Raw genomic sequence first — 25,099 nt, forward strand, 5'->3', positions numbered from 1 at the left:
ACGGTGAAACGAGAGGAGTGGAGTAGCGTGCCTGGAGTTCTATATGCCTCGAAGAAAGAGTTAAGTGAGACGATTCGACGCACCTATGAATTGTTTGAGGGTGAGTTCAATGACATCCATAACAGCGACAAAGATAAGTGGGTTGAAGGTGTGGACAAGACGCCTGCCCAGATGATCGCCTACCAGTTAGGATGGATGAACCTGGTGATGGATTGGGAGCGAAATGAACAGTTGGGAAATGAATTCCATATGCCGGCACCAGGATATAAATGGAACCAACTAGGGTCATTAAATGAATCATTTTACGAAAAGTATTCAGGTTGTACGCTGGAGGAGTTACGCTCATTGTTTCGGGAGACAGAACAACAATGGCAGAACTGGATTGACTCCCTTAGTGAAGAGGACTTATTTGTACAAGGGATGAGACAGTGGACGGGAACAAAGCCCAGGTGGGCTATGGTGAAGTGGATCCAGATTAATTCGGTAGCTCCTTTTAAATCCTTTCGGACCCGATTATGTAAATGGAAAAAAGGTCACTTAGCCAACATGGATGAGGGGAGAATAGATGTCTAATGAATCTGGCAAATAAAATCACGTTGTCTAGAATCGCGTTGATTCCATTGTTTATGATCTGTTTTCTCAATCAGCAAAGCGTGATGATTGCACTAATTATATTTGCAGTAGCAGCTGGTACGGATAAATTCGATGGATATGTGGCGAGAAAATATAATCAGATCACGAATCTGGGAAAGTTGCTTGATCCACTGGCGGATAAACTGTTGAGATAAAAGGGAGTGAATAGGAGATGTCTAAAGGAAATATAACCCCAAGTACCGAGCAAGATTCAGAGTATGTTCGCCAGCAACTTATCGCATTTAATGCTGCACATGTGAGCGAGGAATTAAGGCATCGGTACGAAGAACTGAATTTCAATATCAAAAATGAGACCGGCGAGATTGTCGCAGGTGTGCTTAGCACACTTTGCTGGAACTGGCTGGAGGTTGATATTCTTTGGGTGAATTCTGAACAACGGCATCGGGGATATGGTTCACAGTTGTTGCTTGAAGTTGAGCGAATTGCGCGAGAGAAATCTTGTGATTTTGTCATGTTGAACACCTTCTCCTATCAAGCACCGGAATTTTACAAGAAACATGGCTACCAATTGATCACAACGATCGAGAATGCACCGACTGGACACAGTCATTATTATTTTAAAAAGGACCTCATGTAAGACAAAGCGTGCGAAATAGGACAAAATCAGGAGGGTTATCATGGTTACCATTAAAGGAATCGAACTTGAAGATTTACCGGCACTAAGCCAGCTATACAATGAGTTGATGGGAATGCCTACCAATGAACAGCAGATGAAAAAGATGTTTCATTACATACAGCAGAATGGCCATTATCATGTGCTTGGGGCATTTTACAATGGCAAACTGGTTGGGTCCGTTATGGGGGTTGAGTGTATGGATCTGGTAGGGCCATGCAAACCGTTCATGGTTGTGGAGAATGTGATTGTATCGGATCAGGTACGCAGGCAGGGCATTGGGCAGAGGTTAATGCTCCAGATTGAGCGGATTGCAAAAGATATGGGTTGTGGTTACATGATTCTGGTGTCTGGCGATCAGCGTAAGGAAGCACATATATTTTATGAGAAGTTAGGTTTCAAGGATGAGAAGGTTCAGGGTTACCGAAAGCATCTTTAACAGACAGTTCAAGTGAAAATTTCTTACACAAGTGGAAGGATTACTTAAGGAACACGGCGAATAAGGCATAGTCTTAACAAAAGAAACGAATAAGAGGGAGGCACTCTCGTGTTCAAAAAATGGGCTAATGTTTTCATGGTTCTGAGCCTGGTATTCGCCGTATGTTCCCCAACCTCCTATGCTGCCGCCAAAACGGTAAAGGTAACCGTGACGCTGGTGAGCGCAGAGCTTGTCGAGAATAACTCTGTCGGTAATGAGTGGGCCATCGGAGCAAGTGTGAACGGCAAAGATCTGGAAGAGGGTTCGTCAGTCACCTTAAACCTGAAATCCACGGGTACGTTGAAACTGGAGGCCATCGCCGAAGAACAGGACAAAATTCCCGATTACGGGGATAAAAGCACCAACGTCAAACTATCTTCGTTCTCCAAATCAACCAACAAGACACTTTCCGTGGTGGTGACCGAGAACAGAGGCCGATATTCTGGTAACACAGCGACTTGGGCGTTCAAGTTTAAGATTAGCAAGAAGTGAATAGGAACCAACCGTGAGAAAAGGGAGCTGAGCTCTCTTTTTTTATGCGTAAATAATTGGTGATCTAAAGTAAGGCGACGTTTCGAGCCACGCTAATCTTTGTTAAACTAATGAGAACAACAGTATAGAAATAAAAGATGTATTTTCAAAAAAAAGTACATAGGAGGTTAACACAATTATGCGTATCGTAGATAACATTAAAGTCTGGGGGGAGCCGCTGGAGAACGCCGTAAGTCAGGCGGTGACTTGCTCGCAATATGGAGATGTATTGGGTGTGGCTCTGATGGCCGACCATCACAAAGGTTACTCGCAACCCATCGGTGGTGTTGTCGCTTATCGGAATATGATCAGTCCGTCAGGTGTCGGATATGATATTGCCTGTGGCAACAAGGCTGTGCGCACAAATCTGATGTGGGACGATATTCGGGATCGGATTGTAACGATCATGGATGACATTAATTCGACCATTTCTTTCGGCGTGGGTCGCAACAATCCAACACCCGTGGATCATGAACTGTTTGACGACGCGAGCTGGAAGCTGTTTGATAGCATTGAACCGGGATTACAACATAAGCTGAAAACACTTGCACGTAACCAACTCGGAACCGTAGGCAGTGGCAATCATTTCGTGGATATTTTTGTAGAAGAGGCAACGGGAAAGGTGTGGATCGCAAATCATTTTGGCAGCCGCGGGTTCGGTCACAAAGTGGCGAGTGGGTTCCTTAACCTTGCCGCAGGGCGTCAGTTCAGTGGCAAAGCGCCGGGCGAATCGATGGATCAACCGCCTACGTTGTTTGACCTGAACAGCGAAATGGGTGATATGTATTGGGATGGAATGACTTTGGCGGGCAGATACGCCTATGCAGGACGTGATTATGTCATTGAACAGGTGCTCGGAATTCTCGGGGCAAGTGCTGAATACGCCGTTCATAATCATCACAACTTTGCCTGGAAAGAAAAACACATGGGTGAAGAGGTAGTTGTGGTCCGCAAAGGCGCAACGCCATTGGCACCCGGGCAACTCGGTTTTGTCGGAGGCAGTATGGGGGATATCTCGGTAATTGTGGAAGGGATCCACAGCGAGGAGAATACCGAGTCATTCCGCAGCACCGTACATGGGGCAGGGCGCACGATGAGCCGAACCCAGGCGGCTGGCAAAATGAATTACAAGCTGCGCACACGCATGGGTGGCGAGATTAGCGAAGCACAGATGCATGAGGCGATTCGTGCCTATGGTGTTGAGCTGCGGGGAGCGGGCACAGACGAAAGTCCGTTTGTGTACAAGAAACTGCAAGACGTACTGAACGCACATGCGAATACGTTGAAGATCAACCATGTGCTGCGTCCCGTTGGTGTCGCCATGGCCGGAGGTAATGAATTCGATCCATACAAGGATTAGTTAGAAAAGAGGGTGAACTTCATGAGGAATTGTGCGATATATAGCTCTCAGTTTGACCTGGATCAGCTGTTTGAATTGATTCAATCCATTTATCCTGAGGGTACGATTGAACGCCGGGAAGACAAGACCCATATTCAAGTGACTCAGAAAAAATGGCTCAGTAAGAAAACCAAAGGCTTTAATATCATGACCAGCCAGACACATCCTGAGGAATTTACGACAATGATTCAGGGGATGCTTGGATTTTTGAGTCAGATTGAAGGGCGCAATGCTTCGCTACAGGAAAAGGTATTGATCAAATGTTCCACATTGAACATGGTGGTTGGTATTGAGACGGAAGAGGATATCTCGGAAGAATTCTTCGGCGAGTTATTACGGTTGGCTGATGCGCTGGATGCTGTTATCTTCTGGGGAGGTGGATCTCTGCTGAATGCACAAGGTCAGCTATTGCTGGATGTGAATGGAGAATCTGAGGTGGAGGATTACACGGTGACAGCGCACACCAGTTTCCTTGACGGTAACAGACCGCAGTCGGAGTCGGGCATTCAACGTAAAGCGCGGTCAGAGCAACTGTTGACTGAACAAGGCATTCCGTATAATGCGAACTTGCCCGTAAGGGCCGGAGACGAGCACACCACGATTCGGAGTAAAGAGGAAGTCACGCGTCGTGCGGTTGCCCTATGTCTTGCCGCGCTTAAGGGTGAGTGTCTGGGAGCCGGCGAAAGTGCGGATGATACTGCAACACTGGTTCAGGAAGTGATCGACAAGTATGAGGCTGACTTCTTTTTCTCACCCGCAGAGAAGAGGTTTATCGACCAGCACGGAGCAGAGCAGCAGGAGATCATCTCCTTCTCTTGGGGATATGAAGCGTACCACGTAATGTTGTGGGCGCTTGGTTATGTGAAGGAACTAGGTGCACCAACGGAGTTATGTAACGTAGGGAAGGATGTCGGTTATTTGCAGCAGAAGGATAGTTTTACCGACTTTCTCTCCGATGCATCTCTGCGTAACAAAAGCGAGATTCTGGATGAAGCAGATCTGATCTACCGTTATAACTGGGTGTGCGTGGATAGTCGAGTGAATGACAAAACACCTCCCGCTGGCCTGAATGGTGGAGTGGCTCATGAACGTCACCGTGCATTGAACTGGCTGATCTGTTATCTGGATCTGGCGTGGGATGATGTGCGTACAGATACGTAGAACGGGATGATGTGACGGCCTATTGTAAATAAACAATAAACATTACACAACATACAACAATACAAATACCCCTATAGCCGCACGAATACGGTTAAAGGGGTATTTGGTGTGCTGTTCTGTGTGGACATAAGCATTATTCCATATATGCTTAATATGTATATCCACACATATTCACCAACATGTATTATACTTTTACCCACTATGTCTGCCAAACTGTTCACGAATAATGACATCAGCAAGAATCAACTTTTTCTCGACGTTGCTCTCTGGATTCGCAATGCGCCATAACATCTGATCCACTGCACGCGCACCGAGCAACTCCTTGTTCACATTAACTGTGGCAAGTAATGGGATATTGTCGTATAGATTATCAAATCCCGTGACAACACACTGATCGGGTACACGAATACCCATACTCTCAAGGGCTTCTATGGTGTATAGCCCATAGAAATCATTCGCACATACAAACACTTCAGGTAAATTATCCTCACTGATCACCGAAGTGAACGTCTGGCGGAACTCATCCAATGCCTGATTACTCAGCTCGGGAATCTGATGTATTTCCATCCCATGACCCATAAGCACAGAAGTATACGCAATCCAGCGTTCATAGAAGCTATGAGCATCCCCGATATTGCCAACGAACTGGAATGTTTTGAAACCCTTGCGGAGCAAATAGAGCATGATCTCTCGCATGGATGCAAAGTTATCGGTGAATATGCTGTCACTGTGAAAAACAGGGTCCAGATGATCCACCATCACAACCGGAATACTGAGCCGTTTGATTTCAAGCAGAATCGGGGTCGAGATAGAGCCAACGGTAATGATCCCTCGAATGGCATCCGGGTTGAGTAGGGTAAATAGCTGGTCTGCTGAGGGTTCCGTTAAGGTCAGAATATTAATCCCTTTTTGGTTCAGCTTGGAAGAGATCCCGTTAAAGACGGGGCCCCAGTATACGGAGTCTTGATTTTGGTACCGAACATTGGGGAACAAAATCAAGATCGTTCCGCTTGAACGTGTGTTCTTTGGTTCCTGAAGTTCATGGCTGTTATACAGTTCACCAGACAACATGCTGTTATCTTTGAAATATCCAAGTTTGCCAGCGGCCTTGAGAATGACATCCCTCGTTTGATCGCTAACTCCCGATTTTCCAGACAAAGCTCGTGACACCGCGAATTTCGACAAACCCGTAAAATGTGCAATCTCCTGAATTGTTACCTTTGTCTTCATCATACCATCCTTACACTCGTAGTTCTGCCGTATTCCTTATTTGGAGCGATATCCAACTGATCCCGGGGCGTATCTTATAACTCCGAAAGGAGCAGATTTTGCCGAATTTTCGTTCCAGGCCAGGAACTTTTTCGCAGGCGTACCGGGGTACGTCAAGAGAAAGTGACGCAGCAGGGGGCGAAAAGGCGGTGAAAGATGCCCTTAAGTGAGATTTAAGACACGCCCTAGTATAACATGATGTATTTCTCTTAATCTAATAACGGACAGAGAATTCAAAATGTTAGTGATGCACAGTATTTTAGGATGAACGTTCAACGTGACGGTAAGCATATTTTCAGATAGTATGACGAAAATTGTCTGCTTAATTATTATTTTGTTATTTTATAAAAATAACAAAATAAACAAAGTTAGAATCATGGTTTAATATGTTTGTACTTAGAGTCCAGGATATTGAATAAGCTGTGATACAGGAATTTTACAGCTTAATCAGAATTTTATCAGAGAAATTAGAAAATGTTAACAACAAAAATGTTGACGCTTACATTTTGCTGTGTTAAATTTTGTTTGTCAAAAACAAACAAGAAAATAACAAATGGTGGTGGTTGTTTATTTTCGATTGGTTGATGAATGGGGTTAATGATTTAGGGTGAACCATGATTGGTATACACATTCGGGGAGGTTGTTAAAATCATGATGAGAAGATGGAATGTTCTGCCTCTGATGTTATTGGCCGTGATGCTTTTTGTATCCGCTTGCAGTGGTGGGGGGACAGCGCAGACGGGGACCGAAGCAGAGGGAACAACGAACTCAGGTAACAGCACCGAAGTCGCTGAGACAGAAAAAGAAGGCGCAGTGGAAGAAGCTGTGGTTAATGTTCCTGATCTGGGTGGACGTGTCATCAAGGTCGCGGCCTGGTGGGACTTGAAACCGGCGGGAGAGACGGCCTCCGATAAGGCCAGACTTGATAAAATTGCAGAGGTTGAGAAGAAATACAACGTAAAACTGGAGTTTGTTAACGTACCTTTTGAAGAATACATGAACAAATTCACAACGTCTGCACTGGCTGGCGAACCGTTCGCCGACATCGTTCAGATGGAGTACAAATCCGCACTACCCGCCATCCTCAAAGGGCAACTATTGCCCATCTCCGAATTCACTACACCTGAGAATAACATCAACCAAGAGGCTAACCTGATTGCAAAATTTCCTGCCATTGCAGGCAACGAATACGCCTTCGAATCTCCAACCAGCATTGGTCTGGGACTTCACTATAACCGTGACTTGTTCAAAAAATTATCTTTGCCTGATCCTCAAGAACTTTATAACCAAGGTAAATGGGATTGGGATAAATTCATGGAACTTGCCAAACAGGCAACCAAAGATACCAATAACGACGGCAAAACTGACGTATACGGATTTTCTGGCTGGGCGCTTGATGTCGTTCGTCATTTTACCGCAGCCAATGGTGGAACAATCGTGGATGATACCAATAGCAAAGAAGGATTGTCTGATCCGAAAACGATTGAAGCTGCCGAATTTGTCAAACGCCTGTATAACGTGGAAAATGTCGTGAAGGTCAAAACCGGCGACAAAACCAATTGGGAGGAAAGCAATACGTTCAAAGATGGAGATGTAGCTCTTTTCACTGCTGCTGAATGGCAGTTGGGCGATCTCACCTTTGCGGTTGGTGTTGTGCCGATTCCGAACGGGCCACAGGGTAGCAAAGAGGTAACGTATGCAAACAACGCAGCATCAGCGAAGTTCATTCCTAAAGGTGTGGAAGATCCAAAGATCGTCTACCAAATCTATGAAGAGACTTTTGACATCCCGCAGATTGAAGAGTATCCAGGTCAAGATTATCTGGAGAGTCGTTATACCGACGAGAAGGATATTGCGATCATTCGCGAGCACATCGCTGGAACCGGCCGCATCTTGCTGGATGATGCCTACACAGGATACCCTTTCGGGGATTATGTGAACGATATCATCAAAAACAATGCTTCCGTGACAGCAACAGCCGAGAAATACAAAGCACAGGCACAAGCTGCAATTGATAAACTCGGCAAACAATAACAACACTTATCACCAGCAAACGATTCAGGCAGGGGGCTCGTGTCGGCAATGTTGCACGGAGCCCCTTTTCCTGAACCACCAAATCGGCATTGCTGGCATCAGCCTTGATGAGGAGGACTCGGAGGATGGCTGGAATTCTACAACGTAAGACATGGATATTGTCCACAGTAATCATCGTGGCGGCAGCCTGCATCATTCTATATATAACTTCCGGCGCTGATGGAAAGAGTGCAAACATTCCACCTGGCAGTCTGCCTGCCATTGAAGTGGATGCAGTCTTGCAGCAGACCCGGCAGAAAAAGGGATACGAACAGTATCGATCCGGAACGGATCAGGCTACACAGCCGAATGTGGACATCACCATTGAAGCAGGAGATTACATAAAAGCCGAAGGTGAAGACGTCCGCAAACTGACTAATTATGAAGGAATGGATGGTGTATCTCTCCATACCGGAGAGACCGGACAAGTCGATTGGACGATTAATGTGCCGGAGACCGGGCTGTATAACCTGTCCGCAATCTATTTTCCCGTAGAAGGCAAGAGTTCGGCCATTGAGCGTGCATTGTACATTGATGGTGAACTTCCTTTTGCGGAAGCCGCCTATTTGCAGTTTGACCGGGTATGGGCGAATGAGAAAGATGTCGTTGAACAGGATAACCAAGGCAATGACCTTCGCCCGAGACAAGTGGAGCAACCACGCTGGCTGGAAGAAACGTTTCAGGACTCCGACGGGTACGAACAGACTCCATTCAAGTTTTATTTGGAAAAAGGGGAACACACGCTAACGCTAAAATCATCGCGTGAACCCATGGTGATTCGGTCCATTCGTCTTTTCAATGAGAAGACAGCTGTTCCTTACACAGAGACTGCAGGGGCACAACAATCGGACTCCTCTGGGCAGCCGAAGGATGTACTGATTCGCATTGAAGGAGAAGCCGCGATTGCCAAATCTTCACCTACGTTATACCCGACCAGCGAAAGGTCAAGTTCTGCTGTATCTCCTTATAGCGCTTCCCAGGTACGCATCAATACGATTGGCGGCTTTAACTGGCGTCTGCCAGGACAATGGATTGAATGGGAAGTGGATGTGCCGGAAAGTGGACTGTATCATATCGGTTTTACCGCTCAGCAGAATTTTGTCAAAGGCATCTATTCTACACGCAAACTGACCATCGATGGTGAAGTTCCGTTTGCAGAGATGGCGAAAGCACCTTTCCGTTATCAGAGTGACTATCGTATTGACGTGATGGGCGGCAAAGAAGCATACAAGTTTCACATGGAAAAAGGAAAACATGTGCTGCGGCTGGAGAACAGCCTCGGGGACTTCGCACCGCTTATCCGCAATGTGGAGGACAGTCTGTACAACTTGAACTCCATGTACCGACGTATTCTGATGATTACAGGCACCAAGCCTGATGAATTCCGGGATTACCGGGTGGAAAAACAGATTCCGAACCTGCTGGAAGTGTTCAGCGGAGAAAGTAAACGTCTCAAGGACGTGGCTGCACAGCTTCGTCTCCTGTCAGGACAGTCCAGTGATCAGGAAGCGCTGATTAAGACGATGGCGCTGCAGCTGGACGAGATGATTGATAAGCCAGATACCATTCCAAGACGGCTTGCGGCTTACAAAACCAATACAGGCGGTCTCGGCACATGGGTGCAGCAGGCACGAGAGCAGCCCCTTGAGATTGACGCACTGTACGTCACTTCGATTGACCAAGATATTCCCGGAACAGGTATGGGGCCACTTGCCAAGCTTGGTCATGAAGCGAAGATATTCTATCATTCGTTCTTCATTGATTATAACCAGATCGGCAATGTAGCGACATCGGAAGATCAGCGTACGGTAACAGTCTGGATTGGTAGCGGACGTGACCAGGCGAATACGATGAAAGCGATGATTGACAAGACCTTCACACCAGACAGTGGCATTAACGTGAATCTGAAGCTGGTGAATATGGGAACCTTGCTGCCAGCGACTTTGTCCGGTGAAGGTCCGGATGTAGCGATGCAGATCGGCAATGATCTGCCGGTGAACTTTGCGATGCGGAACTCGGCTGTAGATCTGACGCAATTCAGTGATTATAGCACCGTGGAACAGGAGTTCAGGGAAAGTGCAATCGTGCCGTATGCCTATGATTCAGGCGTATATGCCCTGCCGGAAACGCAAACTTTTAACATGCTGTTTTATCGTAAAGACGTGCTCGAAGAACTCGGACTTGAAGTGCCTCAGAACTGGGAAGATGTCGAAGCTCTGCTCGCGATTCTGAGCAAAAATCATATGGAATTTGGTATGCCGATTGTGACCCAAGCGAATATGCAGGGTGTCAATATTCCGCCGAACTCTCAGTATGCCACGATGCTGCTTCAGAACGGCGGCGCCTTCTATCGTAACGATGACAAGGAGTCGGATCTGGATTCAAGGATCGGAATTGAGACGTTCAAGCAGTGGACGGAGTTTTATACCGATTACAAGTTAGAGCGGGAATATGATTTTGCCAACCGTTTCCGGACAGGACAGATGCCTATCGGACTAACGGATTACACCATGTACAACCAATTGTCCGTATTTGCACCGGAGATTCGCGGACTATGGGGATTCGTTCCTGTCCCGGGAACCGTTCAAGCAGATGGTACCTTGAATCGGGACGTACCGGGTGGAGGCAGCGCAGTCATGATGCTGGAGGGTGCCAAGGATCAGGATGCGGCGTGGGAGTTCATGAAGTGGTGGACCAGCACACCGATTCAGGCGGAATTCGGACGGGAGATGGAAGGACTGATGGGTGCCGCTGCCCGTTATCCAACGGCCAACATCAAGGCGCTGGATTCCCTGCCGTGGCCTGCGGAGGATTACGCCAATCTCAAGGCACAATTCGAAACGGTGAAGGGCATTCCTGAAGTACCCGGTGGTTATTTTACAGGCCGCCATCTGTTCAATGCATTTTACAAAACCGTTGTTGGCCAAGTGGAAGCCAGGGAATCCATCATGGATTATACCCAATATATTCAGGACGAGATTCGAGTCAAACGTAATGAATTTGGTCTTCCGTAAGCAGAGGGAGGGTTAATCGTGCCACAAATATCACTCCGAGACGGACAAAACAGTCCTCCTGAGAAAGCGTCAAGGATGGGCATGAAATCGTGGTGGAGCTGGAAGATCCAGGAAATGAAGGCCAGCAAACATTCCTATGTTCTGCTTGCACCTTATATGCTCCTGTTCCTCATGTTTACCGTGATTCCGGTTGTCATCTCGATCATACTCAGCTTCACCTACTTTAACATGCTGGAATTCCCGCGTTTTATTGGCTGGCAGAACTACACTCGCCTGTTTCTGGAGGATGATGTATTCCTGATTGCAATCAAGAATACGTTGCTGTTTGCCATCATTACCGGGCCGATCAGTTATATTGCCTGTTTTGTCTTCGCGTGGATCATTAATGAGTTAACACCGAAATGGAGAGCGTTCATGACGCTGATCTTCTACGCGCCCTCCATCTCGGGCAATGTGTATTTTATCTGGCTGATGATTTTCTCGGGAGATCGTTATGGTATTGCCAATGGGCTGTTGATCAAATGGGGTTTTCTGTTGGAGCCGATCCAATGGCTGAAGACGGAAGCCTACATTATGCCTATTCTCATTCTCGTGCAGCTATGGCTGAGTCTCGGAACGGGATTTCTGGCTTTTATCGCTGGTTTGCAGACGGTGGACCGGACATTGTACGAAGCGGGAGCGGTGGATGGGATCAAGAATCGCTGGCAGGAACTATGGTACATTACCCTGCCTTCGATGCGTCCACAGTTGATGTTCGGCGCAGTCATTCAGCTGACAACCTCGTTTGCCGTGGCCGATGTGTCGATCGCGCTGGCCGGGTTCCCAAGTGTGAACTATGCAGCAGAGACTGTGGTGACCCATTTGATCGACTTTGGTACTACGCGGTTTGAGATGGGGTATGCATCAGCAATTGCCACCGTGCTGTTCATGATTATGGTGGGCACCAACTTGCTGGTCCAGAAACTGCTTCGAAGGGTGGGAGAATAGCTATGGCTGCAATTGCGACAGGCAAAAAGCGGGTGAATCGCTCGCTATCGGGAAGCCTCTCCCTGTTTGCTCTTCTGCTCGTTTTTGGTGCCTTCATGGTGCTACCGTTGATCTATGCGATCAACAATGCATTTAAACCATTGGATGAGATTTTCACCTTTCCACCAACGCTGTTTGTCAAAAATCCCACGTTCAGCAACTTTACAGATCTGCTGAATCTGCTGAGTGACTCGTGGGTGCCGTTCTCACGTTATATATTCAACACGGTGTTTATAACAGGCATCGGTATCGTAGGCCATGTGCTGCTAGCTTCCGCAGCGGCGTACCCACTTGCCAAACACAAGTTTCCGGGCAAAGTATTCATGTTCCAAGTGGTCGTACTGTCACTGATGTTCACACCTGCGGTAACGGCAATTCCGAACTATATGATCATGTCATGGCTCGGATGGATCGACACGTACTGGGCCGTCATTATTCCGGCATTTGCCTATTCACTCGGGTTGTATCTGATGAAACAGTTCATGGAGCAGATCCCGGATGCACTGCTGGAAGCAGCCAAGATTGATGGCGCCAGTGAATACCGGATCTTCTGGTCCATTGTCATGCCCAATGTGAAGCCAGCCTGGCTTACATTGATCATTCTACTGTTTCAGATGTTATGGGGCAGTGATGGCAATGGGTACATCTACAGCGAGCAGCTCAAGACCCTGCATTATGCAGCAGGTCAGATTATTCAGGGCGGAATATCCCGGGCAGGAGCGGGTGCTGCGGTAGCACTGATTTTGATGAGTGTGCCGATCACGCTATTTATTTTCTCTCAGAGCCGAATCATTGAGACGATGGCGAGCTCGGGCATGAAGGATTAAGGGGGAACGATATGGCACGCACAGTGAAAAGATGGCTTGTTCTCCTGGCGGCAGTATCTCTGCTGCTGGTGAATGCCGTGCCTGCGGCGGCCTCCCCGGCGCCGTATGAGAGTTATAACTACAACTACTGGAAAGAGGCTGTACCTTCACCAGATGCCTATCTGCCCGAGCGTACTCTATCAGGTCGTGACCTCGGCATTAGTGAGTTCAAAGACCCCGGTGATGTGAACGTTTCTCCCTCCGGGTTGATCTACATTTTGGATAGCGGCAACAGCCGAATTGTTGTATTGGCCCCAGACTTTAAGCTGTTGCGCGTCATCGATGGATTCATGATGGATGGCAGCAAGGAGACCTTCAACCTTCCGGGCGGATTGTTCGTGGATGAGCAAGAACGCATATACGTCGCTGATACTGGCAACGGTCGTGTGGTTGTCCTGGATGGAGAAGGGACACTGATTCAAACCATCACGAAGCCCGAGTCGGATATCCTGTCGACCCAATTCCAGTTCCAGCCTTTGAAGCTGACGGTGGACCATGTAGGCCGAGTGTATGTTGTGGCGCAGGGGGTCTACGAAGGGATTATGCAGTTTGACGAGAGTGGGAAATTTATCGGATATGTCGGTACCAACAAAGTGGAGCGGGACTACGGCGAATATATCTGGCGCATGTTATCCACCAAAGCCCAGCGCGCACAGATGGTTCTCTTTGTTCCAACGGAGTTCTCCAATGCGGATATTGACCACAAAGGATTTGTGTATGCAACGAATATTGATCCCGGCTCAAATGAACCGATCAAACGGCTGAATCCGTCTGGTGAAGATGTACTGAAGCGGTTTGGTTATTACGACGTCAAAGGCGATATCCGGTTCCGCAACAATCCGGGTCCATCCAAACTGATCGATGTGAAAGTGCTGGGCGACGGCATGTACAGTGTATTGGATGCGACACAGAATCGGGTGTTCACGTACGACGATGAAGGTCATCTGCTCTACATATACGGTGGCAAAGGAAATCAGGTGGGCACGCTCAAAACACCTGTCGCGATTGAACAATCGGGTGAGCACCACTTGGTTCTGGATCGGGGCAAGAATAACCTTGTTGTCTATGAGCCGACCCGTTTTGGTGCCCGTGTGAATGAAGCGGTGGTACTCCACTATCGGGGCGAGGACACGGAGGCCGTGAATATATGGAGAGAAGTGCTGAAGCTGAATGCCAACTATGACATCGCTTATATCGGTATCGGCAAGTCCTTATTAATGGAGAAGAAAAACGAGGAAGCGCTAGGTTACTTCGAACTTGGAATGGACCGCAAGAGTTATTCTGTCGCGTTCAAGAGGCATCGGCGGGAGATGATGAAAGAACATTTTGGTACATTCCTGACCGTTGCAATCGCGCTGATTGTCATTCTGATCCTGACCCGGGTAGCGGTTAAATGGAGACGGAGGAGGCAGGTTGATCGTGAAGCAGGATTTCATTAAGTTTCCGCTGCATCTCATTTTTCACCCCATTGATGCATTCTGGGACCTCAAGTCGGATAACCGGGGACGGCTGTTTGTTGCTTTTGCAGCATTGGCGCTTACCATTGTTATGATGGTTTTGCAAAAGCAGTACGCAGGATTTCTCGTTAATTACATCGATCCTCGTACGATTAATAGCATCATCGAAATCGCCACGGTTGCAGTACCTTTCTTACTATGGTGCATGGCCAACTGGGCGGTAACAACTTTGATGGAAGGGGAAGGCAAGTTCAAGGAAATCGTTCTGGCGACAGGTTACTCGCTCATTCCGGTTATTCTGATCTATGCCCCAATGATCGTGATCAGCCGTTTTATGGTGCAGGAGGAGACTGCTTTTTATTATCTGTTCAATAGTATCGCGTTCTTCTGGTTTGTACTGCTTCTGTTCATTGGCATGATGACGGTACACCAGTACACGGTGATTAGAACAATCATTACGATGGTGCTGACACTCATTGTGATGGGCATTATTGTATTCCTTGGAGCACTGGTCTTTAGCATGCTGCAACAGCTGTACGAATTCGGTTATAACATTTACCGCGAGTTGATTTTTCGGACCTAAAGGAGGCGGCATCCGTGAACAAAAGGCAACGATTATATACGGTGCTGGCTGGTGGTACAGCTGTAATCATGATTGCAGCCGGGCTGCTGTATATAAACAACAGGGGAGTTCCTGCCGTAGAAGCCGCGGCTTATCTGGATACGACAACCAAAGCCATGCCCGTCACGGAGGACCCGTTGCAGTTCCTTAGCGACTCCTCGCAGGGTGTGCCTGGTATGCAACTGGTCGCTGAAGATCAGGGACTCGCCCTGTACTATAACGAGGAGACCACGGAAATTGCAGTACGTGACGGGAAAAGCGGAGAGATCTGGTACAGCAACCCGAAAGAACGGGCTGAGGACGGTCTTGCTTCCGCGTATGAAAAAGAGGTGCTGTCCTCCCAGCTGAATGTGTCTTTCCGGGATTCGATGGGTACACTGGAGAACTTTCCGAATTTCAGTTCGAGTATTAGCAACAAACAATTCACAGTGGGCCAGATTGACCAGGGGATTCGGGTGAATTATACCCTTGGGGATACATCACTTGGCATTGATGCGCTGCCGAAGTTGATTAGCAAACAGCGACTGGAGGAGAAGGTTCTTTCCAAGCTGGATGCTACTGTCGCAAGATACACATCTGCCCGATATTATCCAACCAAGAACAATCCGGATATTCTGGAGCGGCTGGATGGACAGATCTCGAAGCAACTTGTGCTGAACAAGATGCTGGGTGCCTTTGAGACGGCGGGGTACACTGCGGACGATCTGGCTTTTGACAATCAGGAGAATGGAGTCGAAGGCGGAGGTGTATCGGATAAGCCCAGCTTTGTCATTTCTGTGGAATACCGATTGGATCAAGGGGCGCTTGTTGTGACTGTACCTCTAAGCCAAATAGAAGAAAGTGGGCAATACCGCATTCGGAATATTGATTTGCTCGCTTATTTTGGTGCTGCGGATACAAAGGGCGAGGGTTATATGCTCGTACCTGACGGTTCCGGCAGCCTGATCCATCTGAACAACGGGAAAACCCAGGAAGAGCAATATGTACAGCGTGTATACGGCGCAGACCCAAATGATAATTCGCTCAGTCGTCCTCAGGTGAGTGAATCCGCGTATATGCCTGTGTTTGGTCTGAAGAACGGGGAAAATTCCTGGTTTGCAGTCATTGAAAAAGGGGACGGTATTGCCAGTATCTCCGCGGATATTGGAGGCAGACAGAATAGCTACAACCACGTGCATGCGACCTTCTCCCTGCGGGGGGAGGATGAATTGGAAATGTACACCTCGCAGAAAATGCAGGAGATTCAGCTGCTTAGCGAAGAGCCTTACCGTGGAGATATTCAGGTCCGTTATCATTTCCTTCATGGAGAAGATGCCAGTTACTCGGGTATGGCCCGCCTGTATCAGCAGCAGTTGATCGAGCAGGATGTACTGAAGCCGCTCCCAGAACAGACGGAGATGCCGTTTTATGTTGATGTGCTTGGTGCAGTGGATAAAAAGGCTTCGTTCCTGAGTGTACCCTATCGGACCACTTTAGCCATGACCACGTACGAACAGGCTACAGAAATGGCAGCAAAGTTACAGCAGGATGGTGTTGAACGTGTACAAATGCGGTATCAAGGATGGTTTGGCGGTGGCATCAGTCATCATACGCCAACCCAGGTGAAGTTGGACAGTGAAGTGGGCAGTCGTTCCGAACTGCAGGCGTTGTCCACCAAGCTGGAGCAGTCGGGTGGAGCACTGTTCCCGGATGTGGCTTTCCAGCACATTTATCACGATGATATGCGCTTTGCTCCTTCCTCGGATGCAGCGCGGTTTGTAACAAAGGAGACAGCAGAATTGTATCCGTACAATCCTGCACTTAATCGCATGGATCAGAGTAGGGACAGCTATTATTTGCTCTCAGCGGCCAAGCTTCCTTATGTAGTGAGTGAGTTTGCTGACAAATTCAATCAACTGGACCTTGGTGGACTATCCCTTCGTGATCTTGGGCAGGTCCTGACTTCAGATTATCGGGATAGTCGGGTGATTCATCGAGAGACGGCGAAGAACATTGTGAAAGAGCAGCTGGGCAAGCTGGAACAGTCCTATCCGAACTTGATGGTATCTGCCGCTAATAGCTACGCTTGGGGAAGTGCACAACATGTTGTAAATGTACCCGCAGGGTCGAGTCGATTCAATATTACCGATGAAGAAGTTCCTTTTTATGCGATGGTCATTCATGGGTACATGAACTACGCAGCATCTCCCATGAACACGTCGGGGGATCAGGATCTCCACAAACAGTTGCTGCGCAGTCTGGAGCTTGGGGCCGCTCCGTATTTTCAATGGACCTATGAACCATCTTCCCGGCTGAAGCTGACGAATTATGATTCGGCTTACGCAACGGAGTATGCATATTGGGTGGATGACGCTGTTGCCTTGTATAAGCAGGCCAATGAAGTACTGGGAGAACTGGGGAATGAGCAGATCCTCAAGCATGAACGCATTCAGGATGGCGTGGTCCGCATCACCTATACTGGGGGTACATCCATCCTTGTGAATTACAATGCGGATGCAGTTACCGTGGATGGAACAACGGTTGGCGGGACGGACTATGTGGTGGGAGGAGCGAACCGATGAGAACCATTCGATTATCGCTGAAGTCACGGAGAGCGCTGCTTGGACTTGCATTTATTTCCCCGTGGCTGGTCGGATTCATCTTCCTCTTTGCCACACCGCTCCTGCAATCGATTCGATTCAGTCTGAGTAATCTGTCTGTTGCTCCGGGCGGATACGTCCTGGAATACGTTGGATTTAAAAACTTCAAGGATGCGCTTCTGGTTGACGCGACGTTCAACCGGATTCTGGTCGACTCGGTTGGAGCGATGCTACTGAATGTGCCGATGATTTTGTTCTTCAGTCTGTTTACGGCCACACTGCTTAACCAGAAGTTCAGAGGCAGAACGATGGCACGTGCAATCTTTTTCCTGCCGGTTATTCTGGCTTCGAGTGCAGTCGCAGCAGCTGAGTCTGCGGGATTAATCAATCTAATGGGGGATGCAAGTGCGGTGGATGCATCAGCCGATGGCGGTGCTTCGTTCAACGTAGTATCCATTGTGCGGATGCTGGCGGATGTGGGATTGCCGATGGCCTATGTGGATTACATTGTAGAAGCCATCATGCGGATCTATGAGATTATTAGCAGCTCAGGTGTTCAGATTCTGATCTTCCTCGCCGCGCTACAATCGGTACCGGGATCGATGTATGAGGTTGCGAAGATCGAAGGGGCGACAGCTTATGAATCATTCTGGAAAATTACATTTCCCATGGTCAGTCCGTTGATCCTGACAAATGTCATCTATACGATCATTGATTCATTTGCCGGGAGTCCAGTCACACAGGCCATCTACCAAACCGCATTCAAAACCCAGAACTTTGGCTTAAGCTCGGCGATGTCCTGGCTGTACACACTGGTGATTGGTCTTGTATTGATCGTAGTGGGATGGGTCTTGTCACGGCGGGTTCACTACAACTGACGGTTAACATTAAGGGAGGCTTCAGATTATGGCTGCATCAGGGACAGATCGCATGGTGGTAGTTCCGAAGCAGAATTATCACATGCATCGGGTGCGAAACAAAACATCGGACCTTCTCTATTCCATATTCAGATATGCACTGGTCATCGGCATTTCATTTATTATTTTGTACCCGTTATTTCTCAAAGTGTCAGTTGCGTTCAAGGATAAACAGGATATCTACAATCCAACGATCTATATGATTCCCCAGCACTTTACATTGGATAATATCCGGCTAGCGGTGCAAGTGATGGATTACCTGCCTCTGTTGGCGAACACGTTATTGTTTGTTACCATCACAACGCTTCTGACAGCGATATCCTGTGCACTTGCCGGATATGGCTTTGCCCGGTTTTCGTTTCCGGGTAGTAATGTGCTCTTTGTGCTGGTGATTCTGACGATTCTGGTGCCGACAAGCACACTTATGGTGCCAATGTATCTGCATTTCCGCAGCTTTGACTTTATGGGCATCATCCAGTTGTTCTCTGGAAAAAATGGCATCAATCTGCTGAATACGTATTGGCCTTCCATGATCACGGCTGCTACAGCGGGAGGGCTGAAGGCGGGGCTGTTCATCTATATTTTCCGTCAGTTCTTCAAGGGCATGCCAAAGGAAATCGAGGAGGCTGCATTGATTGACGGCGCAGGTGGATTCAAAACGTTTGCTCGAATCATGCTGCCCAATGCAATCTCGCCGTTGATTACGGTTATTCTGTTCTCGTTTGTATGGCAGTATAACGATACCTTTTATTCGGCATTATTCATGAGTGAAAGTCCACTGATCTCGCTGAAAGTGGCTTCCTTACCTGCTCAGGCGAACCAGTTGATTCCGCAGCTGATGGGCTTTGGCTCGAACTCGGGCATCAAGGCCGATCCAAACTATGTGGCGATGATTGTGGATACAGGCATTTTGCTGGCTATTGCACCCCTGATTATTTTGTATCTGTTTGTGCAACGTTATTTCGTGGAGAGTATTGAACGTTCTGGTGTAGTGGGTTAACATGTTAAATCCAATTGGAGGTGTAGAGATGACAGTGCGTGAGATCAGCAGAGTTCCGGTGAATAAAGCAGCGACTCCCGAAGCAAAAGAACTGATGGCGTTCCTGGTAGAGCGTTATCAAAAAGGGATGTTGTCAGGCCAGCAGGATTATAGCAATCTAAACTGGATTAATGAAAATACAGGACGGAAACCAGTTGTGATTGGCTTTGATCTCATGGAATATTCGCCATCAAGAACAGAGCGCGGTGCGGTCTCCCAGGAGATTCGGGATGCGGTAGACTGGCACAAACAAGGCGTGATCGTGACGCTATGCTGGCACTGGAACGCACCGACGGATCTGATTGATGAACCGGGTAAAGAGTGGTGGCGGGGGTTCTATACGGATGCTACCACCTATGATCTGGGTTCAGCGCTGGCGCATCCTGAATCGGAAGCATATCAGTTATTGATTCGGGATATCGATGTTATTGCTACACATTTGCAAGAGTTGAAGGATGCTGGTGTGCCTGTATTATTTCGACCACTTCATGAAGCGGAGGGTGGCTGGTTCTGGTGGGGAGCGAAAGGCCCCGAACCTGCCAAACAGTTGTATCGTTTGTTGTATGATCGATTGGTTCAAGAACATCAGCTGCACAACCTTATCTGGGTCTGGAACTCGGAAAAACCGGAATGGTACCCGGGTGATGATATCGTGGATATTGTCAGTGTGGATGTGTACCCTGAAGCAGGAGACCACAGCCCGCTGGCTGCACGTTACACCAACCTGCGAGAGCTTGTACAGAACGGCAAAATCATCGCACTGGCCGAGAACGGTTCCATCCCTGACCCTAAGCAGATGAAGGAACAGGATGTGCACTGGAGTTGGTTCTGTACCTGGACAGGTGGATTCCTGAGAGACGGGATGCATAATGAACTAACGTTTTTGAAGAAAGTGTATAACAGTGAAGAGGTCATTACGCTGGACCAGTTACCGAAGTGGAGTTGGCTATAAGCATCTCGCTTCCAACTTGAATTGGAATCAGAGAAGCGTTAGTATTCGCTGTAAGAATTCATGCGAATACTAACGCTTCATTTGTTGGTAGCGCACATATGTTAATGGAACGCCTCATCCCTGAAACATGAGAAGTTGAACAACAATCTAGTTTGACGGGTGTAACATAGCTTGGATATTGGTATGTAAAGTCACGCTGGAAGTGAATAAAATGTACGATTGATTAACCGTGCGGATCAGAATCCTTTCGCTTGTGCCATTGACTGGACCGATCCGAATGGCGGATGGTTCGCTGCCACCGTACGTATCATCCAGGGTGACCGATGTGATATGTGCGATAGGAATTTCAATTTTGGAAAACTGCCAACGGATGACCAGTTGATCTTCTACTTTTTTCACGTTAACACCAAACATAGGATGACCTCCTGTTGTGATTCAAATTATTGAAGTAATCTCGTATGTCCAGTTTATCATATTTTGGATAAAATTACCTTGTTAATAATAAAGAGTGACGATTTCTATCAACTGATATCAAGGATGGGAACTTGATGTAAAACATACAGGATTAACCATGATACATATCGAATACAAATAGAGAAATTAGAGAACTTATACTCCAACACAAAGGGTGTGCCACATGACGAATCTATTCAAACAATGTTCAGGTCAAACATTATCTGCCAACCTGGGATGGCTGAACGAGCCAGCAGATTGGTCCATTGAAGACGGCAAAGTAACGATAACCGTTTCGCCAATCAGTGACTTTTTCATTGATCCGGGAGGTGAGCCGGTGAAAGCTTCAGCTCCATTTTTACATACGATAGTCAAGGGAGATTTCAGCATCACGACTCAAGTAGAGGTGGACATGAAAGAACAATATGACTCCGGCTGCCTGATGGTGAGGGTGAACGATACGAATTGGGCTAAAGTATGCTTTGAATATTTTGAAGAACAGCCGTCTATTCTTAGTGTTGTTACTCGTGGTAACTCGGATGATTGTGTATCAGCACCTGTCGAGGTTAGCAAGCCTTATTTACGTGTAGCTCGGGCAGGCAACAGCTTTGCTTTCCATTATTCTCAGGATGGAGAGAAGTGGAAGCTCGTTCGTTATTTCGGACTCGACTGCCCGGAGGAGATCAAAGTTGGCATTGTGGCCCAATCCCCCATTGGGAAAGGGACCACGGTTACTTTTACAAATGTACAGCTTCAACATGGAGTGACCGGAAGTGTTCGCCGGGTAAAATAACAGTAATCAGAAGGTTGTTCTGACATTTATTTCACCCGAATTAACAATCCAAACAAGCCAAGCACAGCAAAGGCCAGAAATGCCGTTGTATTGGAAAACACTTCGATCGTATACCCTGCCATGGATGAGCCAAGAAATTGCCCAACACCCAGCGCGAGAAAGGCAAGGCTAATTCCGATGGACACATTTGGACTGAATAGTCTCGTCGCCCAAACGATAAATACACTGGTCAGGAAAATATACGTGCTGCCAAATATGATCGCAGAGATGAGACTGGCAGTCATGGATGGAAGAAGGATTACCCCCAGTGAGATAGCCAATAACAGTATGCCTATTCGGTAGGACCACCCAATCTCGAACCGTTCAATAATGCGGCCAGCGCATCCACCGAGTATCCCCATAACCCCCATCACAATCCAGAACAACACGGCTTCCGAATCGGAGGCCCCTTTCTCGTCTGTGAGGAAGTTGCGGGCAAAGGTCCAGTAGATCGCTGAACTAACACCTGTTAACAGACAAGCCATCAGCAAAGCAGAACCCGCTCTGGTTGGTTTCATACATGTCCAGATGGATTTGGTACAAGGCAGTGTCTTCGTAGGTGGAATAACACGTCTGTTCCACAGCAGAACCACAACACCGATTACAGCAAACAGGATGTAGGTTAGACGCCAGTAATCCGTGAACAACCAGTAGAGTGGACCGGATATAATAATTCCGAAGCTGGTTCCGGTGTTAATCCAGCTATTGCCTGTTGCTTGCAAATCGGGTGCAAGCTCGGCATTAACCGTGTTACCGAGTGCTGGAGAGGCCCAGCCTGTACTCAAACCGGCGAGAAATATACTAAATGTAAGAACCCATGCATTCTGAGCCAGGGCGATGCCGGTTAATCCGAGCACTGCGCTAATCCCTGCCAATTGAATGACATAATGATGTCCCTTGCGATTAATCAACAGTGGTGCAGTTAGAAGGGACAGACAGTAGGCAATATACGTTCCTGAGTTAATTGCACCAGAGGCTGCATCGTTCAATTGTAAGGCTTCCGAAATTTCCGGCATAAACAGTCCATAACTGAATCGCCCGAATGCATAACATACAGCGATTAGTGCAATGCCTGGAAAGATAATTTTTTTCATTAAATCCACCGCCTTTTAGATAGAACGATCATTATATTTCTTATTAAATAAAAAAGTGAGTTGAACTACTAACTCACCCGGAATAACATTACTTGAAACTGTTCTGCGTCATATGGATCAGTTCACGGCAGACGTTATTTACATTTTCTGTCTCAGCAAGTGCCGTGGAACCCTCCAGCAGCAGGGAGAATTGCAATAGATCTCGATCACTTGCAACAGGCGCCAATGTTTGAATTAAAGTTCGCATATGTCTTTTGTGCGCATTTACTGTCTGGACGATGATATGGTCTGTATGACCTCCGAATTCTTCTTTGGCGCGTAAAAATAAGCAACCTCGTGATTCGTGTTCCTTCAACCAGGTTGCATGTCCTTCAGCCAGATTGAGAAACATAGGTTGTGCTTTATTGTCTGCATATTGCCTGAGCTGTTCTAAATAACGCTGTTCGCGTCGCAAGAGTACCTGGACAATGAGATCATCCTTGGACTCAAAGTGATTGTATAGCGTCATAATCGCAATCCCGGCATCCGTGATAATCCGCTTCAAACCGATGGAATGGAAGCCATGGAGGTAGAATAATTCTTCAGCCACGTTCAAAAGCATTTCTTTTTTGCTGCTCATATTCAATGATACTCTCCCTTCAAAATAAGATAGAACGATCATTATACTTGTAGGCTATAATAATTCGTAGACATTGTCAAATGTTGTGACTCCCCTTTTCTTTGGTTAGTTCAAAGCCTGGGCAGGGCGTTATATGAACAACGTCTTTGCACATTAACCGGACATATGAGAGCACAACATGACAGGTTTTTGGGTGGTTTATCCGTTATATTAGACATCAAGGAGTGATTATTACATGAACTGGATCAACGCATTACAGGTCGCTATTCAATATATGGAAGACCACTTGCTCGAAAATATGACGATGGAGCAGATTGCAGCACAGGTCCATATCTCTCCTTTTCATTTTCAACGTACCTTTGCCTTATTAACGGATGTTACTGTAGCCGAGTACCTAAAACGCAGACGATTGACACTGGCGGCACATGAGCTTCTACAAAGTGATCACAAAATCATTGATCTGGCGTTTAAATACGGTTATGACACACCGGAATCTTTCTCCAAAGCATTTCGTAGACAACATGGGATCGCACCCAGTGAGGCTCGTAAGAATGGTAACGCTATCCAATCGTATAATCGTCTGGTGATTCAAGTGAGTCTAAAAGGAGCAGAACCGATGAAATATAAAATCGTTGAACATCCCGAATTTACGTTGGTCGGAGTAGAGCAGACTTTCTCATATGCAGATGGAGAACATCTGCAAGGAATCGGAAAGATGTGGCAGGAAGCGTGGACGAGCGGTACAGAGGATCGTTTATTTGAACTGAACAACAGGGATATTCCAGGGTTACTTGGCGTCGTTGTGGATCAGAGCGAAATCCAGGAAAAACAGATGCAATACTGGATTGCTACGACTTACGATGGTGAAGTACCGGAAGGATTATCAAGCTTCACTATGCCTGCTTCCAAATGGAGTGTATTTGAAGTAGAAGGCCCGATGCCGGAGAGTATGCAGCTTCTATGGAAACGGATTATTTCGGAATGGTTTCCATCCAACCCGTATGAGCACGCATATATGCCGGAGCTGGAAGTATATCCGGGGCCCAATCAACCGCCACAAATCTGGATACCGATTAAATAAATTTTAACCGTTTCAAACTCGATCATTGTAGCCCATAAACATTCGGATAACCGAAGCTGTTTATGGGTTATTTGGTTGTGATTAATCAGAGATTCGAAGTTGTACAGAGGATGTTCAAGCGTTGTTCATTTTATTGCGGATAGGTAAACATGATATATTGGAACGAAGGTTAACAGCAATAAGAGGACAACGAGGTAAACCGCAGGAGGCAGATATGTTATATGAGAACCCATTCATTCAGACGATCATCCAACACGAGCAATTAATGCGTGACCTGCGGAGAGTTCGTAGTCTCCATTTGCCTCAAAGTTACATAGGTGCAGGATATATTCGTAATTATTGAATAATAAGTGATTTGCGGAATAGTGGG

General features: G+C 47.2%; 23 protein-coding genes and 1 pseudogene. 20 read left to right on the forward strand and 4 right to left on the reverse strand.

What is annotated here, in order from left to right; all coding sequences use genetic code 11:
• The first annotated feature begins 3 nt into the window (after nt 1-3).
• The 7 genes and pseudogenes from MHI55_RS09140 (at nt 4) to MHI55_RS09170 (ending at nt 4,836) form a co-directional block, all read left to right on the forward strand.
• Complete coding sequence (locus MHI55_RS09140) at nt 4-573, forward strand: ClbS/DfsB family four-helix bundle protein (RefSeq protein ID WP_340389795.1); 570 nt, start codon at nt 4-6, stop codon at nt 571-573.
• A pseudogene (locus MHI55_RS09145) lies at nt 573-782 on the forward strand (CDP-alcohol phosphatidyltransferase family protein); the annotation flags it as partial. The gene MHI55_RS09140 and the pseudogene MHI55_RS09145, both read left to right, overlap by 1 nt.
• A gap of 23 nt (nt 783-805) precedes the next feature.
• A complete protein-coding gene (locus MHI55_RS09150) occupies nt 806-1,231 on the forward strand; it encodes a GNAT family N-acetyltransferase (protein ID WP_340389797.1) in 426 nt (141 codons plus the stop codon).
• A gap of 40 nt (nt 1,232-1,271) precedes the next feature.
• Nucleotides 1,272-1,706, forward strand: a complete 435-nt coding sequence (locus MHI55_RS09155) for a GNAT family N-acetyltransferase (protein WP_076318268.1) — start codon at nt 1,272-1,274, stop codon at nt 1,704-1,706.
• A gap of 108 nt (nt 1,707-1,814) precedes the next feature.
• Nucleotides 1,815-2,237, forward strand: a complete 423-nt coding sequence (locus tag MHI55_RS09160; RefSeq protein WP_076318269.1) for a hypothetical protein — start codon at nt 1,815-1,817, stop codon at nt 2,235-2,237.
• 178 nt (nt 2,238-2,415) lie between these two features.
• Nucleotides 2,416-3,636 (forward strand): RtcB family protein, encoded by a 1,221-nt coding sequence (locus MHI55_RS09165; RefSeq protein ID WP_340389799.1) that lies wholly within the window; start codon nt 2,416-2,418, stop codon nt 3,634-3,636.
• 21 nt (nt 3,637-3,657) lie between these two features.
• Entirely contained in the window at nt 3,658-4,836 is a 1,179-nt protein-coding gene (locus tag MHI55_RS09170) for a DUF4272 domain-containing protein (protein WP_340389801.1), read from the forward strand.
• Between the two features lie 192 nt (nt 4,837-5,028).
• On the opposite strand, the gene MHI55_RS09175 is transcribed toward MHI55_RS09170, so the two are convergent.
• Nucleotides 5,029-6,069: a LacI family DNA-binding transcriptional regulator gene (locus MHI55_RS09175; protein WP_235193769.1), complete on the reverse strand. Its 1,041-nt coding sequence runs from the start codon at nt 6,067-6,069 to the stop codon at nt 5,029-5,031.
• 690 nt (nt 6,070-6,759) lie between these two features.
• On the opposite strand from MHI55_RS09175, the gene MHI55_RS09180 reads away from it, so the two are divergent.
• The 10 genes from MHI55_RS09180 (at nt 6,760) to MHI55_RS09225 (ending at nt 20,650) form a co-directional block, all read left to right on the forward strand.
• Nucleotides 6,760-8,139: an extracellular solute-binding protein gene (locus MHI55_RS09180; RefSeq protein WP_340390585.1), complete on the forward strand. Its 1,380-nt coding sequence runs from the start codon at nt 6,760-6,762 to the stop codon at nt 8,137-8,139.
• 125 nt (nt 8,140-8,264) lie between these two features.
• A complete protein-coding gene (locus tag MHI55_RS09185; RefSeq protein ID WP_340389803.1) occupies nt 8,265-11,192 on the forward strand; it encodes an extracellular solute-binding protein in 2,928 nt (975 codons plus the stop codon).
• 75 nt (nt 11,193-11,267) lie between these two features.
• The gene (locus MHI55_RS09190) at nt 11,268-12,179 is read left to right on the forward strand and encodes a sugar ABC transporter permease (RefSeq protein ID WP_076327396.1); all 912 of its coding nucleotides are present in this window, start codon (nt 11,268-11,270) and stop codon (nt 12,177-12,179) included.
• A gap of 2 nt (nt 12,180-12,181) precedes the next feature.
• Nucleotides 12,182-13,045, forward strand: a complete 864-nt coding sequence (locus tag MHI55_RS09195; protein WP_017689719.1) for a carbohydrate ABC transporter permease — start codon at nt 12,182-12,184, stop codon at nt 13,043-13,045.
• 11 nt (nt 13,046-13,056) lie between these two features.
• Nucleotides 13,057-14,523, forward strand: a complete 1,467-nt coding sequence (locus MHI55_RS09200) for an NHL repeat-containing protein (protein WP_076327088.1) — start codon at nt 13,057-13,059, stop codon at nt 14,521-14,523.
• Complete coding sequence (locus MHI55_RS09205; protein WP_101313288.1) at nt 14,504-15,124, forward strand: Yip1 family protein; 621 nt, start codon at nt 14,504-14,506, stop codon at nt 15,122-15,124. Before MHI55_RS09200 ends, MHI55_RS09205 begins: the two co-directional genes overlap by 20 nt.
• Before the next feature lie 14 nt (nt 15,125-15,138).
• Nucleotides 15,139-17,724 carry a DUF5696 domain-containing protein gene (locus MHI55_RS09210; RefSeq protein ID WP_076327087.1) on the forward strand — a complete coding sequence of 862 codons (2,586 nt, stop codon included), beginning with the start codon at nt 15,139-15,141 and terminating at the stop codon, nt 17,722-17,724.
• Nucleotides 17,721-18,620 carry a sugar ABC transporter permease gene (locus MHI55_RS09215; RefSeq protein ID WP_076327086.1) on the forward strand — a complete coding sequence of 300 codons (900 nt, stop codon included), beginning with the start codon at nt 17,721-17,723 and terminating at the stop codon, nt 18,618-18,620. The genes MHI55_RS09210 and MHI55_RS09215 overlap by 4 nt, the downstream gene beginning before the upstream one ends.
• Nucleotides 18,621-18,648: 28 nt before the next feature.
• The gene (locus MHI55_RS09220; RefSeq protein ID WP_083677300.1) at nt 18,649-19,659 is read left to right on the forward strand and encodes a carbohydrate ABC transporter permease; all 1,011 of its coding nucleotides are present in this window, start codon (nt 18,649-18,651) and stop codon (nt 19,657-19,659) included.
• Nucleotide 19,660: 1 nt separating this feature from the next.
• A complete protein-coding gene (locus MHI55_RS09225) occupies nt 19,661-20,650 on the forward strand; it encodes a glycosyl hydrolase (protein ID WP_340389805.1) in 990 nt (329 codons plus the stop codon).
• A 147-nt stretch (nt 20,651-20,797) separates the two neighbouring features.
• Here the strand turns inward: MHI55_RS09225 and MHI55_RS09230 are convergent, their stop codons facing one another.
• Nucleotides 20,798-21,064 carry a hypothetical protein gene (locus tag MHI55_RS09230; protein ID WP_127544537.1) on the reverse strand — a complete coding sequence of 89 codons (267 nt, stop codon included), beginning with the start codon at nt 21,062-21,064 and terminating at the stop codon, nt 20,798-20,800.
• A gap of 223 nt (nt 21,065-21,287) precedes the next feature.
• Between MHI55_RS09230 and MHI55_RS09235 the strand changes: the two genes are divergently transcribed.
• Nucleotides 21,288-21,896: a DUF1349 domain-containing protein gene (locus tag MHI55_RS09235; RefSeq protein ID WP_340389807.1), complete on the forward strand. Its 609-nt coding sequence runs from the start codon at nt 21,288-21,290 to the stop codon at nt 21,894-21,896.
• 26 nt (nt 21,897-21,922) lie between these two features.
• On the opposite strand, the gene MHI55_RS09240 is transcribed toward MHI55_RS09235, so the two are convergent.
• Together MHI55_RS09240 and MHI55_RS09245 are read right to left on the reverse strand one after the other, a co-directional pair.
• Nucleotides 21,923-23,029, reverse strand: coding sequence for an MFS transporter (locus MHI55_RS09240; RefSeq protein WP_340389809.1), 1,107 nt, complete (start codon nt 23,027-23,029; stop codon nt 21,923-21,925).
• A gap of 88 nt (nt 23,030-23,117) precedes the next feature.
• A complete protein-coding gene (locus tag MHI55_RS09245; RefSeq protein WP_340389811.1) occupies nt 23,118-23,648 on the reverse strand; it encodes a TetR/AcrR family transcriptional regulator in 531 nt (176 codons plus the stop codon).
• Between the two features lie 235 nt (nt 23,649-23,883).
• Here MHI55_RS09245 and MHI55_RS09250 point away from each other — a divergent pair, with 235 nt between their 5' ends.
• Both MHI55_RS09250 and MHI55_RS09255 read left to right on the forward strand, forming a co-directional pair.
• Nucleotides 23,884-24,729, forward strand: a complete 846-nt coding sequence (locus MHI55_RS09250; RefSeq protein ID WP_076252512.1) for an AraC family transcriptional regulator — start codon at nt 23,884-23,886, stop codon at nt 24,727-24,729.
• A gap of 214 nt (nt 24,730-24,943) precedes the next feature.
• Nucleotides 24,944-25,072 (forward strand): nucleotidyltransferase family protein, encoded by a 129-nt coding sequence (locus MHI55_RS09255; protein WP_143781264.1) that lies wholly within the window; start codon nt 24,944-24,946, stop codon nt 25,070-25,072.
• Nucleotides 25,073-25,099: the final 27 nt, after the last annotated feature.

The organism is Paenibacillus sp. FSL E2-0151, assembly GCF_037993015.1.
In the GTDB taxonomy this organism is placed as follows: Bacteria; Bacillota; Bacilli; order Paenibacillales; family Paenibacillaceae; genus Paenibacillus; species Paenibacillus amylolyticus.